This is a genomic window from Roseofilum halophilum BLCC-M91 (genome assembly GCF_030068445.1).
Classification (GTDB): Bacteria; Cyanobacteriota; Cyanobacteriia; order Cyanobacteriales; family Desertifilaceae; genus Roseofilum; species Roseofilum halophilum.
Genome location: NZ_JAQPOK010000097.1, coordinates 45,642 through 59,594, shown reverse-complemented (window position 1 = coordinate 59,594; position 13,953 = coordinate 45,642). Strand labels below are relative to the sequence as shown.

Below are 13,953 nucleotides of genomic sequence, written 5' to 3'. Positions count from 1 at the left end.
CTCCCTTGGGAGAGGGATTTAGGGAGAGGGCATGAACATAACATATTGCCCTCATCCCCCTACCCCTTCTCCCACAGGAGAAGGGGGGAAAGTCCCTCTCCCTTGGGAGAGGGATTTAGGGAGAGGGCATGAACATAACATATTGCCCTCATCCCCCTACCCCTTCTCCCACAGGAGAAGGGGGGAAAGTCCCTCTCCCTTGGGAGAGGGATTTAGGGAGAGGGCATTAAATTTAAACCCAAGGAGATCCCAAGAACATGATAAGGTCATCATGTTAGCTGCAAACTATGCCAATTGTAAAATATGCCCTCTTCCAGACTTAGTGGCATCTTACTCCATCCCACCTCATTTCCGAGTCGATTTGGTATTGGAGACTTAGGCCACGAAGCATATCGCTTTGTTGACTTTCTTGCCCACACGCACCAAAAACTGTGGCAAATCTTGCCTTTAGGGCCAACTGGCTTTGGGAATTCCCCCTATATGTGCTATTCAGCCATGGCTGGGAATCCCATGCTCATTAGTCCTGAGCGACTTAAGGATGACGGTTTACTCGAAGAAGCAGATTTTGCCCATCTGCCCGAATTTCCTTTAGATTGGGTAGACTTCGAGCCAGTGATTGCCGTGAAAACGGCCTTATTGGAAAAAGCCTGCCAAAACTTTCAGGCCAAGTTGGAAGATTCCAGCCAAGCACACAAAGCCTTTGAGACCTTTTGCCAGGAAAAAGCCAGTTGGCTCGAGGATTATGTGTTGTATATGGCTCTCAAGGACGATCGGGAGGGAAAACCTTGGTATGAATGGGATCAACCGTTAGTTGACCGAGAAAAGAGCGCTCTGAAAGAGTGTCAGGAGCGATTAAAAGGGAGAATTTTTTATCACCAATTCACTCAATTTAAGTTTTTCCAACAATGGGAAGCTGTCAAAAGCTATGCCAATGAGAAGAACGTGGAAATTATTGGCGATATTCCCATTTATGTGGCCCATGATAGTGCGGATGTGTGGGCGAACCGGGATAACTTTTTGATCGATTCAGAAACAGGACAACCGGAGTTGATGGCGGGTGTGCCGCCGGATTATTTTAGTGAAACGGGTCAGTTATGGGGCAATCCGGTTTATGACTGGGAGTATCTAGAGAAGACGGACTTTAAGTGGTGGATCGATCGCTTCCAAACCATGCTCGACTATGTAGACTGGATTCGCATCGACCATTTCCGGGGGTTTGAGTCCTTTTGGGCCGTTCCTGAAGGGGAGGAAACGGCGGTTAATGGTACTTGGATGGAAACTCCTGGTCAAGCCTTTTTTGAGAAGTTGGAGCAGACTTTAGGCAAGCTGCCCGTATTAGCTGAAGATTTGGGGATTATTACCCCAGAAGTGGAAGCCCTGCGGGATAAGTTTGGGTTTCCGGGGATGAAGGTCTTGCATTTTGCCTTTGGTTCCGACCCCGGTAATCCCTTTTTGCCCTACAACTTACCGCGCAACTGCTTGATTTATACGGGAACCCACGATAATAATACCACCTTGGGCTGGTTTGAGAGCGATCTGCCCGATTGGGAGTGCGATCGCGTAGTGAATTATTTAGGTCATTTAAGTCCCAATGGTATTCATTGGGATCTGATCCGCTTGGCCTTGTCTTCTGTGGCCAATTGGGCGATTATTCCCATGCAGGACTTGCTGGGGTTAGATCAAAGGGCGCGGATGAATACCCCTGGAAAAGCGGAAGGGAATTGGAGTTGGCGTTACCGTCCGGACTCCATTAGTGAGTGGTTGTGCGATCGCCTGCAACTGATGACCCAACTCTATGGCCGATCTTAAAGTGGCGTTAACTGCGGGAGAGTTGGTTAGCTGTAAAGATCACTTCTTCTACAGCGCCCCGTTCTCCCAGTTTTTGAGATTTCCCCTCATTGAGGGCAACGGAAACGGCTCCCGCATTACCCGCTAAGATAATCAATTTTTGGTTAGCGACCCAAGTTTGTTGGGTTCCTTCATTGAGGGTTCCCTCAAAGGCCGTTTCTCCGTCCGCTTCAATGCGTACCCAAGCAGGTTCAGTGACCACCACACTAACGCGAACCGGTTCTGCAAACTCACTCTCAGGTTGGGATTTGACCACCAGGGAGGTGGGGGCAGGTTCAGGCACTTCAACGGAGGGGGAAGGGGGACTAGAGGCGATCGCCTCCGTTGAAGTTACCGGTTGTTCCACTAAATACTCAACCGATGTCCCCACAGAACGCTCGATCCAATAAGAGAGGCCATTGACTGAAGCAAAAATAATCCCCACATATAACAGATACAAATGAACGGGACGCAGTTGCCACATGGGCCAACGCATCCAAGAGGACTTGAGTAAATTAAATCTAGATTCTGAGGGGAAAGGACTGGCAAAGCTTTGGCCATCGAATCCTAGAAAATCAGCATAGCGTCTGAGAAAGTAATGGACATAAACCGGTTCCGGGAGTTGTTCGAGTTTTCCTTCTTCGATCGCCCTTAACAGACGTTGGCGGATACAAGTTTTCGTCGCAATGCAGTCTAAACTCAAACCTTTTTCCTGACGGCGGTCTCGCAATTGAGACCCCAGGTCAATCAGAACACCTTTCAAGGACTCCAACTCATTGACCGAGGATTGTATAGTTTTCTGTTTCTTCATCGATTACGCTCCTTCACCACCGATATGTTTTGTACCACAGTTTCCTCTCAATGCTTCAATTTCCAAGGCGCTCAGATCTCGATATTGGCCTCTAGGTAAAGATTGTAGTCGAATCGATCCAATGGCACTGCGATGGAGACTCACCACTGGATACCCTAGGGTTTGGGCCACCTTACGAATTTGTCGATTGCGACCTTCCCATAAGATAATCTCTAGCAGGGTCTTGTAAGTGCCTTGCGAACGAATTCGCTTCACTTTAGCCGGTAGAGTTCTGATGTTTTCATAGACTATACCGTTTCTCCAGTCGTCAAGAACAGATTCTGGGGGAATACCTTCGACCCAAACCCGATAGGTTTTGGGGATACTATGGCGAGGGTGGGTCATCTGAAAGGTAAAGTCTCCATCATTGGTCAGTAGTAGCGCACCTGTGGAATCAATATCTAAACGACCGACTGGATGAATACCGGTATTTTCAGACAGAGTGGGAGGAAGTAGGTTTAAGACGGTGGTACGATTTTGGGGATCGGCACAGGTACAAATCACTCCTAGGGGTTTGTTGAGTAAGACATAAAAGCGCTGGGGGCGGTGGTGACTAGAGAGGGGAGAACCATCGATTTCGATCGCATCGCGATCGGGGTTGGCTTTCTGGCCGAGTTGATAAACAACCTGGCCATTAATGCGAATTCGACCCGCTTGAATCATGACCTCTGCCTGTCGTCGGGAAGCCACTCCCCAACGAGATAAAATTTTTTGTAATCGTTCATCTCTAGGTAGATGACCCGAAGGAGCCTCCATCATTGTTGTAATACTTGCGAATGGGATAGTTTAGTTAAGAGGTTATTCAAGAAAGGGGTTGTGCTTGGCTGGCAGTCCCGGCGATCGGCTTGATGGGCAATCTTTACAAATCTTACAAGAAGTTGCCCATAACGGGGGGAGTTCAATTAAAAATTTAAAATTCCCTACGATCGCCTTGGGTTGAAATCTCCTCTCTCAAACTCACTCAAACTTAATCAATTGATGTTTAGTTCCTAAATTGGATCTTCCGAGACCTTTCCACCACTAGGCTTACAGGAAAAGATCACCATTTACCGCGTTCGGACTCTTCCGGTAAGGTATCCGGTTCCGTTGGCCCCTCTGGCCGATCTTCAGTCGTCCCATTGGTGCTGTGGCCATTCTTGGCTATGGGTTTCTTCAATAAACCAGACAAATTCCCCAGCGCTCCTAAACCTCCTGAACCTCCTGTCGGTTTCTGGGGTTTTTCACCCTTGAGTAAACGGGCTTCTAGGGTTTTGACAGCAATATACAAGTTGGGCGTAATTACCAAAGAGAGGATCGTTCCCAAGAGCATCCCCCCAAAGATGGCGGTTCCCAAAGACCAACGACTGCTCGACCCTGCACCGGATGCTGTCACCAGGGGCCAAAAGCCGACCAGGGTTGAAAATGCAGTCATTTGAATGGGTCGGAAGCGCTGCTCGGCCGCTTGGGTGGCTGCTTTAGTAAAGTCTAGACCCTTTTCATGGAGTTGGTTAGCAAACTCGACGATCAGAATGGAGTTTTTGGAAGCTAACCCGATGAGCATGACGAGGGCAACTTGGCAGTACACATCATTGGTGACCACCGGCCAAAGGCCTCCCGCTTGAATGATATTGGCCCGGAACCAAATGGCGGAGAGTGCCCCTAGGACGGAGAGGGGAACGGACAACATGATAATGGTGGGGTCAATGTAGCTTTCATACTGAGCTGCCAAGACCAAAAAGACCATGATAAAGCCGAGACCAAAGATGATGGGGGCGCTGCCTCCAGAGGCTTTTTCTTCTAGGGCAGTTCCTTGCCAGGAGTAGCCAAAACCAGGGTCTAGAACTTCTTGGGCGGCTTGTTCCATGGCGGCGATCGCCTGTCCAGAACTATACCCAGGGGCTGGGTTACCTTGGATTTTAATCGCCCGGAAGACGTTAAAGTGTTGGATAATCTCCGGCCCAGTAAACTCCGTGAGTGTGACTAAACTGCCCAAGGGAACCATTTGATTGTCCCTAGAGCGCACATAGAGCTGGTTAATATCTTCGGGATCGGAGCGATATTGAGCATCGGCTTGCACATAAACCCGGTATTGGCGCTGTCCGAGGACAAAATCATTAACGTAACTCGATCCGAGATAGGTAGCGAGGGTGGAAAAGACTTCACTGACATCTACATTCAGGGCTTTAGCGCGATCGCGCAATACCTCCACCCTTTTTTGGGCTTTATTGGCGGTAAACTGGGTAAATGCCTGACCAATAGCCGGATAGTCATCCGAGTTAACCGCCCCAATTAAGCGGTTGGCATTATTGAGCAGGTCTTGAACTGTGGCATTACCGGTACGGTCTTGCAGTTGGAACTCAAAGCCACCGGTGTTACCCATCCCTTGTACCGGAGGCGCATTCAGGGCAAGGGCAAAGACTTCGGGAATGGTCGCCAAGGAGCGGTTGACCTTTTGCAAAGTACCATACACTGACTGTTCGGCGGTGGGCCGCTCATCCCAAGATTTTAAGTTGACAAAGAAGATCCCCTTACTGGGGTCTTGACCATCAAAGCTATAACCGGCTGCTCCAAAGGTATGCTCTACTTCAGGCACAGAACGGATTTTTTCCTCGACTTTTTTGGCGACTTCGGCCGTATAGTTCAGGGAGACCCCATCCGAGCCTTGATAAATGACTAGAAAATAGCCTTGGTCTTCTTCTGGGACAAACCCACTGGGAACGGTGTTATACATCCAGACGGTTGCCACTAAACCCACAACAAATACGCCAATGACTAGGGTATTAATGCGGGTGAGAAATTCAATCAAATTTCCATAGCGATCCTGTACCCAACCAAATCCTTGGTTAAATTTGTGGAATAGCCAAGCCAGGGGCCCATGGGGTTCTTGTTTGCGCCGCAATAGCAAGGCGGACATGGTGGGGGAGAAGGTGAGGGCGTTAAAGGTGGAGCAGGCAACGGCAAAGGCGATGGTGAGGGCAAATTGTTTGTAGATAATGCCGGTGGTTCCGGGGAAGAAGGAGACGGGGATAAATACGGCCATGAGGACGGCTGAGGTGGCGATCGTTGCGCCGGTGAGTTCTTCCATGGCATCGAGGGCAGCTTGTCTTGCTTGCATTCCCTCTTCTATTTTGCTCGATACCGCTTCTACAATCACGATCGCATCATCGACCACTAAACCGGAAGCCAGGGTGAAGGCGAATAGGGTAAGGGTATTGATTTCAAAGCCCACAATTTTCAAGCCTGCCGCCGCCCCAATCAGAGCTACGGGAATGGCGATCGCCGGAACCAGAGTCGAGCGCCAGTCCTGGAGAAACACAAACAGAATCAGGATCACCAAACCGATTGCCTGGAACAGGGTAATCACCACTTCTTCCAGGGACTTATTAATAAATGTCGTTGTATCATAAGCAACGACCATATTCATGCCTGGTGGAAAATCAACCGATAACCGCTCCATCTCTGACTTCACGGCTTGAGCGGTTTCCAAAGCATTTGATCCCGGCAACTGATAGATAGCAATCCCCACACCTGGATCAGTATTTAAGAGTACATTTACTGTATAATCCTGTGCCCCCAGTTCCACTTTCGCCACATCTTTAAGCTTGACTAAGGTTCCCCCAGAGCCAACCTTAACCACCAGCTCCTCAAATTCGCTAACATCCGCAAATCGACCCGTGGCTTGCAAAGGAATTTCAAACAGTTGCCCCTCTGGGGCTGGGGCTTGGCCAATTTTCCCGGCTCCCACTTGTAGGTTTTGTTCTCTCAGGGCATTGACCACATCTGAAGCTGCCAGTCCCCGTGCTGCCATTTTATTCGGGTCAAGCCAAATCCGCATGGCATATTTGCGATCGCCGAGTAAGGTCGCTTGTCCTACCCCTGGAAGTCGTTTAAGCTGGTCGAGAATATTGAGATCGATATAGTTACTCATAAAGATCTCATCGTAAAAATAATTTCCCGACTCATCGCGATCGGACGAAAATCCCAGCACCAACAAAATATTGGGTGAAGCTTTATCCGTTTTCACCCCCGTTTGCTTCACTTCAGCCGGGAGTTGGGGTTCAGCCACAGAAACCCGGTTTTGCACATTCACCTGAGCAATATCCCGGTCTACTTCTTGGGGAAAGGCTACCCGAATGGAACTCAACCCCCCATTATTGGTGTTGGAGTACATATATTTCATGTTCTCCACCCCATTGATTTCTCGCTCGATAATGGTCGTGGTAGTGGTTTCCGCCGTTTGCACATCTGCGCCAATATAGCTGGCAGTCACCTGCACCTCCGTATTCGCCAACTGGGGCAATTGGGAAATCGGTAGCAAAGGTAAAGAGATTCCCCCTACCAGGACAATGAGGATCGAGCAAACTGTGGTTAAGACGGGTCGCTTAATGAAGGTATCGGCAATACTTAGGAGCATAGGTCATTAGTCAAGACAATCAAGGGGCACGAAGCAAGCTCAACATTCAACTGGCATTGAAGTTTCTCCAGTTTATCTCAAGGTGGGATTTTCACAAGATCGGCAGGTTACATTCCCCTATTTATACCCTGCCTATGAAATAATTTGCTAGTCAATATTTAACTGTCGCAGTTTCTCCCGTAGCTGTTGTAAATCGGATTTGGCGCGATCGCGCTATAACTCAGCACCGTCTGCTCTTTGTTGTTGGCGATCGCATGTCGGGATAGCCCCTTTTGACGGCCTGGAAAAGGCCTTAAAAAACGCTAACTCCAGAACGACTGTTAATCCTGAAGGGCTGTAACTATTCCCTAATTATCTGGAGAACTGGGCAAGGTGCTGGCATCCACTACAGGCGATCCATCGACGAGTTTAACCACTCCTTCGGTGACGATGGTTTCTCCTCCCTGCAAACCTTCTTGCACGACAAATTTTTGCCCGGTGATACTGCCTAGGGTGACTGGGGTTTGGGTGGCTACTTGTTGCCCTTCTGATTCATTGACCACAAACACAAAAGCCTGGCCCCCAATACGCTTGATGGCAGTGGTGGGAATGGTTAAACTGGGTCGATCTTCCCAGACGACTTTGGCTTTGACCAGTTGATCGGTGCGGAGTTGGTTTTGGACGTTGCCATAGATGCCTTTGATGGTAATAGTTTGGGTATTGGGATCGGTTTGGGGCGAGATGAAGGAGACGGGAACCGTAGCAATGGGTTGATTGTTTTGGGTTTTGAGTTCGATTTTTGTCCCGACTCGCACTTGGGACAAGCGGTCAATGGGAATTTGAATCAGGACTTCTAAGGGCTGGGATTGACTGACGGTGGCGAGGAGGGTTTGGCTATCGACAAAATCGCCGACTTTGATGGGGACATTGCCCACGGTTCCGGAAAAGGGGGCGTTAATTTCATAAAATCCTAACCGAGCTTCTTGTTCGGCGGCTTGTTGTCTGGTGCGTTGCAGGTCTTGTTCTACCCTGGCAATTTCAGCCTTGGCTCCGGCGATGACTTGATCTTGGGCAGCTAGTTGGGCATCTACGGAGGCAATAAGGCGATCGTAGGCTCGGCGGCTACTGTCTACTTGGGATTGGGCTGCTTCGATGACTTTTTTTTGGTTTTCAACATCCGCTTGGGCTTGCAGATAGGTGCGTTTGGCTTGATCGGCGGTTTCTTGGGAAACGGCTCCATCGGCTGCTAGGGATTCATAGCGCTCATTTTCCAGGGTTTGGTAATCGAGTTGGGCTTGCCTGCGGGAGAGTTCGGCTTCTTGGGAGAGTAGGGTGGATTTGGCGTTTTCCCAGTCAGCGCGGGCGGAGTTGAGGTCTTTTTCGGCAGCAATGCGGGCGCGATCGGCGATCGCCGATTGCAGATTACTTTTTGCCTGTTCTACGGCGGCTGTAGCCGATCCCACTTGCGCCAGTTGGGAATTTACGGCTGCCTGTTGTTCAATGGGATCGATGACAAACATTCGTTGTCCTGCGGTGACGCGATCGCCTAAATCCACATATCGCTCTAAAACATTTCCGCTCACCCTAGGGCGCACATTGGCAATTTCCCTAGAAACTAATGCCACGTTATATTCTGTACCATCGCTAACCCGTCCCGATTCCACTTCTCCAAAAGCGACGGGAACCGCAGGACGAGCCGTTGCTGTTGCCTGTATTTGCTCTTTGCCACAAGAGGCTAACACCATAGCACTGGCAATCAGGGGAAGAATCTTAAACGCATTATGAATAGGATGATTGTTCATGGCAGGGGTCATGCTAGAGCTTTATTGTAACGCCAACCATTTTAGCCTCTGTCTGGCCCAGAGTCCCTAATTTGTAGGGGGCGAAAATATGTAAGCGCCTACTATTTTCCCTGGGTTTGCAATTTCCTTTGGCGAGAGCTTTGTTGTAAGTGTTGCAAACTCTGCTGTAAATGGGCGATGGATTGAGCTTCTATGCCACCATAGCGCCATTGCACGTAAGCGTTAGGAATCTCGTCAATCACTTTTTCTGCCTCTGAAGTATACTTACCGTGCAAACTGTGGGCATATTCTTGAGGGGTTTGGGCCGGATGTTTGGGATAACCTGCTTCCCTGAGAATGCTTAAGTATTCTTGATAAATGCGCTCCATGGGATGGAGTTTAGAGAGCCATCTTTGCCGCCGCCATTTTTGCCATTGTTTGAATAAAACCCAGAGGAAAAAGGAGAGGCCAATGGCTAAGATTGCCCCGATAAAGAAGCCTGTCCAGCCACTGGAAATTATTTGCCAGAGGCGAATGAGCGATCGCACTAAAACGGTCATAATAAACGCCCCGATCGCCGTAAAAGCATTTTTCACGGGAGACGGTAACCAACCAGCCACCCAGTTCCAAAACTGACGCAGGACGCTAAAGCTCTGATAATCGGAAATTGAGGGGGGAATCAGGGGATGGCCGGGGATGGGGTCAAAGCCAAACCAGCCATATTCTGGAAAGTAGACTTCTGTGAGGGCAAAGGCATCGATATTGCGAACCACATACAGTCCGGTAAAGGGGTTAAATTCTCCGGGGCCAAAGCCGACTGCGAGACGGGCCGGAATGCCGATCGCCCTTAACATGATCGTTAAGGTGGTGGAAAAGTGATCGGGATAGCCCCCTTGATACTTGAATAAGAAGGCTTCTACCAGGTCTTCATTGTTGTCAAAAAAGGGTAATTCTGGCTCCAGAGTATAGCGTTGCTTCAGATATTGAGCCAGATAAAGGGCTTTTTCATAGGGATCGGTTAAGGGATTTTCTGAGGTTGCTAAGGCTTCCTCGGTTTTCTGGCGCACGCGCTCTGCGATTTCTGGGGGAATTTGCAGATACAGGTCGCGAATGTCTTTGGGATAGTTGGTTGAAGCTTGGCGCAAAATGGAGCGATCGCGATAGGGAACTTCGGAAATGACTGTATAGGTTAATCCTTCCCGCAGGTTCAGGGGCGATCGCATCGCTCCATGTTGGTCAATGGCTACTTCCCGCGTGGGAAAATATAAATCCTCTGCTTGATATAGGGCTGGAATCAGATTCGGCAAGGCTTCGACTACGGTATAAGTTTGCACAATTTCTCGACTTCTTGCCAGGGAAGGACTCCGAGGAAGATAAAACTTATACGACCAATGGGGACGTTCAACCAAGGCCGTATTCTCTTGGCGAATTTCCCATCCTTGACCGGTATAGTGATCGAACCCTAAAACCCGCCAAAATCCTTCTGCTTGAGACCGAACCCGTAACATTACCTTGGGAGTTAGTTGACCTCTCAAATTCTGATTAATTTGGCGATTAAACCCATAGTAAAAGGTGTCATCCATTTGACCGGCTCCCTCACTAGGAGCGTCTCCCCCTTCCCCTGCACCCACACCTTCTCCATCCTCGGCCGTCTCTGGGTTCGTAATGGTTCCCGGTAAGCCTTGAAAATTTTGTTCTTCTTCTTGCATCATCGGCGGAGCGCTAACCGGGAAGTTACGCAATTGATAGCCGGGAACTCTGGGAAACGCTGCAAACAAAGCCATTCCTAATCCCAGAATCACGAGCAGCATAAATCCCAGTTGTTTGGGCGCAAGTTCAGGCGCTAAGGAGAGTCGGTTATCTGAAGAGGATCTGCCCTTTCGAGTCCAGGTGAGGGGAGATAATCCGAGGCGTGAGCGATAATCTAGGACTAGGGTCGGCAGGGCGATCGCCAAGAACACAAATAACAGGGGCGAAAAGGCTAAGGTTTGGCTCAGAGTTGCAGCGACACCGATTAAAATTAGCCCAATAATCATGGAATAGCCCAAGTCTTTGCGGCGCGGTAGATCGAAACTATGTAAGACTTGGAGATGAACCAGCAGTTCAGCGAGAACAAAGCGGGTATCATTGAGCTGGGTAAAGAGGTTGCCGAAGAATACAAACAGGGCAATTAACATGCCAATGGCGATCGCAAATTTCGTGACCACATTGCGATCTCTGCGTCGATACCAACTCCACAAGGCCCCAACGACACCTACTGGAACAGCCCACAGACTCATTTGGCTTCCAGCCGCCACATCAGTGGCCATAATTCCCACACTGACTAAAGCCTGAACCAAAATTCTTAAGAACATGGATTCTTCAGCCACGGGTTTAGGAAGATTCTGTAAATTCTTCCACAAATCCGATAGGAAGGGCAGCTTTGCTCGCTGGCGCGTCCCTGATGAGTTTGCCATAGTTGGTATCTGGTTACGGTTGCTCAGTAACAACTGATGTTCAGTTAAGAGCTAGTTTGACACTCCCCGACCTAATGGTACGGGGATTCTTGAGCTAATCACAGCCCTTTCAAGTCACCTCTACTTAGGTCTTACACGATTATTATATCTGAACCGAACTTGCTAGAAGATCACTTGTTATCTAGATGTCCTTTAGGGGTTCACTCTCCAAGCGTTTCTCCATTTCAGGAGAGGTTCGGGTATGCCCTACCCTACCTGTCTGGCGACAAAAAGCTTTTACGGGTTTTCATTCAGTACCGCCCACTCAGGGGATTCAAACCTCTTGCATCTTAACACAAAGCCGTCCTTAAAGGACGGGGCTTTAAACCCAAATTTTCGGTAACAAGATTTTTTCTGTCTGGTGTCTGAATCTGGGGTTACGCTCCGGTAGGGGTGGGTTTAATCGCAAACATCAGGGGCGCTTCGGGATTATTTTCTAGCTCAATAATTAAGCTATACGGGCCATCAGCGATAACGTCAAATACGTCTGCACTCACATATCCGGCATCATAGCGTTTGGCGATCGCCTGTCCCCCTTCCCCCTGGATCTGCATACTTCCTGCACAAGGCAGCAGGGCTTCGACTTTCAGTTGAGACCCCTTTTCACCTTGGGTATAATTTGCCCAAACTCTGAGTAATCCCACTTCAGTTTCCCATTCCCGTTCAGTAGCGGCTTGATTGACCACAGGATTTAAGGTTAGGGTTTGGAGAATTTTTTGGGCCGCTAATAGAGATAACCGCATTTTCTGCGATTGTTGGGCTTCCTCATACACCAAAGGGGGACGAGGTTCAGTTGGGTTAGGGTTGGGGTCGCGATAGACGAATAATAACCGACTGGTAATCTGGTTCAATGTCAGAAAGTCATTGGGAAATAAATTTTCTACCGCTTGCACCAGTTTGGCTGGCTCTTGCAGGGTAGACTGGGCGACTTGTTGACAGCGATCGAGTAATTGGGCGAGTAAAGACTCAGGAAATTCTACTGGAACGGGAAGATTTAATTGTTTGAGCTGTAGCATCCAAGGTTGAGAAAGGACAGGGGGGGAGGAGATGACCTCACAGGGGTCATCCTCATAGTCCATAATCGTGGTCTCCCAAGGAAATAAGGGAAGATTGGATTGCATTTCAGCTTGAATTCGTCGCTTTAATAAAGCCTGGAAACGATCTTGCACGGCGGGTATCTCTCCTATCTCTAAAGGTTGGCCCTGGGAACTTAAATGGGGGGGATAGATGCCATCGATATCTTCTGACTCCAATGGATCGAGTTCCTCCCCATCCCCAGATGATTCATCGGGTCGATCCATCCATCGGGATGAATGTTCATCGGGGTTGGGGTTAGATATCCCTTCTTCTGAATGTGGAGAAGAGTCATCCACTGGAGGATTGAGGAGCCAACTAAACAGGGCTTCAATTTTGGCTTCTGGGTCTCTATTCATGGCAAATTGTGAATTCTCCGGATAATTTAAGCATTGCGGATCGCCCAAGCTTGGGCTAGGATTTTGATCCATCGTTTTTGCACTTGAGTGAGCGTACAGCCTAATCGATCGGCGATCGCTTCATCGTTAAGGTTATTTTGTCTCAAATTTAAGTGTTGCTGTTGCTCTTCCGAGAGCTGCTCGGTAAAGGTTTCCCACTCTTGGGGCATTAAGCCTAAATTTTGTTCTAAACCTGCTTCTAACCATTCATGCACTAATTCCCAATGGGGCCCAAGGGCAAACCGCTCTAAGTGATATTTAAACCGTTGTTGCAGATAATCCCTTTCCCTAGGGGTAATCTCTAAAATCCATTCAATTTGTGAGGTAGCTAAATCGAGTAAACGGAACACAAAATAATCGGCACACTGTTGCTGCCCTCGTTCTTCTAGATAGGCTAAAAGCATTTGAGTAACTTTTTCAGTAATCTCATTAACTTCTGGGATCTGTTCCTGGTTACTGATGGCCTTGCGGACTTGGGCAAGTCCGGGGCTTGACCGTTGAGAATCTGGGTCAGCACTTCCCGCTTCTGAGGCGCTTTCAATATCTACTAAATCTTCTGGAGGTTGTTGTTGAGAAAAGGTTTGCGCTCGTAAAATAATCAGTTGTTGCGATCGGTTTCCTCTCAGACGAATACGGCGTTTCCCATAGCGCTCTGCAAAGGCCATAAATTCGGCAATGTCTAACCGGGTTTTGGGATGATAGGTAAAGGGCAGTTCCGTTTCTCGACGAAAGGCATTAAAGGCTTCGAGGTAAAAGGCTTGTAAAAAATCTTCGATCAAGGTGGTGCGAGCCGCATAACTGGCTGACCGATAAGATGGATTAATATAGCCATAGACGATCGCCGCTAAGGTACTATGGAGATCTCGGCGACCTTTGACCGAACCTTGCTGGTAATAGTGCAAACATTGCTTGAGACGCAGTTGAGCCAGCTTCCTTGCCCATCCTTCTACTTCGCCTGATGCTTGAATCCTTTGACTCTCTACGCAAATTCGGGTCACTTCCCCGGCAATGCGATGGGCGACTTGCTGAGAGTTTTGTTCTCCTGCTTGGGTTGACTTCTGGAGTTGTTGCCATAGGAGTTCAAAGATAGTTGTATAAATCTGCTCCACAAGTTCCTTTATTCCCCCCTAACCAGAGTGATTTGTTTAGATGAAGG

The 13,953-nt window shown here is 48.8% G+C and carries 8 protein-coding genes; 1 reads left to right on the top strand and 7 read right to left on the bottom strand.

Annotated elements, in window-relative coordinates:
- Nucleotides 1-303 precede the first annotated feature (303 nt).
- The gene (gene malQ, locus PJF56_RS13660; RefSeq protein ID WP_283763235.1) at nt 304-1,809 is read left to right on the top strand and encodes a 4-alpha-glucanotransferase; all 1,506 of its coding nucleotides are present in this window, start codon (nt 304-306) and stop codon (nt 1,807-1,809) included.
- A 7-nt stretch (nt 1,810-1,816) separates the two neighbouring features.
- Here malQ and PJF56_RS13655 read toward each other — a convergent pair whose 3' ends face one another.
- From PJF56_RS13655 to PJF56_RS13625, 7 genes are all read right to left on the bottom strand, one after another.
- The gene (locus PJF56_RS13655; protein ID WP_283763234.1) at nt 1,817-2,638 is read right to left on the bottom strand and encodes a helix-turn-helix domain-containing protein; all 822 of its coding nucleotides are present in this window, start codon (nt 2,636-2,638) and stop codon (nt 1,817-1,819) included.
- Nucleotides 2,639-2,641: 3 nt separating this feature from the next.
- Nucleotides 2,642-3,436 (bottom strand): pseudouridine synthase, encoded by a 795-nt coding sequence (locus tag PJF56_RS13650; protein ID WP_283763233.1) that lies wholly within the window; start codon nt 3,434-3,436, stop codon nt 2,642-2,644.
- Nucleotides 3,437-3,716: 280 nt separating this feature from the next.
- Nucleotides 3,717-7,070 carry an efflux RND transporter permease subunit gene (locus PJF56_RS13645; protein WP_283763232.1) on the bottom strand — a complete coding sequence of 1,118 codons (3,354 nt, stop codon included), beginning with the start codon at nt 7,068-7,070 and terminating at the stop codon, nt 3,717-3,719.
- A gap of 347 nt (nt 7,071-7,417) precedes the next feature.
- Nucleotides 7,418-8,851 carry an efflux RND transporter periplasmic adaptor subunit gene (locus PJF56_RS13640; RefSeq protein WP_283763231.1) on the bottom strand — a complete coding sequence of 478 codons (1,434 nt, stop codon included), beginning with the start codon at nt 8,849-8,851 and terminating at the stop codon, nt 7,418-7,420.
- A gap of 101 nt (nt 8,852-8,952) precedes the next feature.
- Nucleotides 8,953-11,286: a transglutaminase TgpA family protein gene (locus tag PJF56_RS13635; protein ID WP_283763230.1), complete on the bottom strand. Its 2,334-nt coding sequence runs from the start codon at nt 11,284-11,286 to the stop codon at nt 8,953-8,955.
- Nucleotides 11,287-11,702: 416 nt separating this feature from the next.
- Complete coding sequence (locus PJF56_RS13630; RefSeq protein ID WP_283763229.1) at nt 11,703-12,830, bottom strand: hypothetical protein; 1,128 nt, start codon at nt 12,828-12,830, stop codon at nt 11,703-11,705.
- Nucleotides 12,785-13,906 carry a hypothetical protein gene (locus PJF56_RS13625; RefSeq protein ID WP_283763228.1) on the bottom strand — a complete coding sequence of 374 codons (1,122 nt, stop codon included), beginning with the start codon at nt 13,904-13,906 and terminating at the stop codon, nt 12,785-12,787. The genes PJF56_RS13630 and PJF56_RS13625 overlap by 46 nt, the downstream gene beginning before the upstream one ends.
- Between the last annotated feature and the right edge of the window lie 47 nt (nt 13,907-13,953).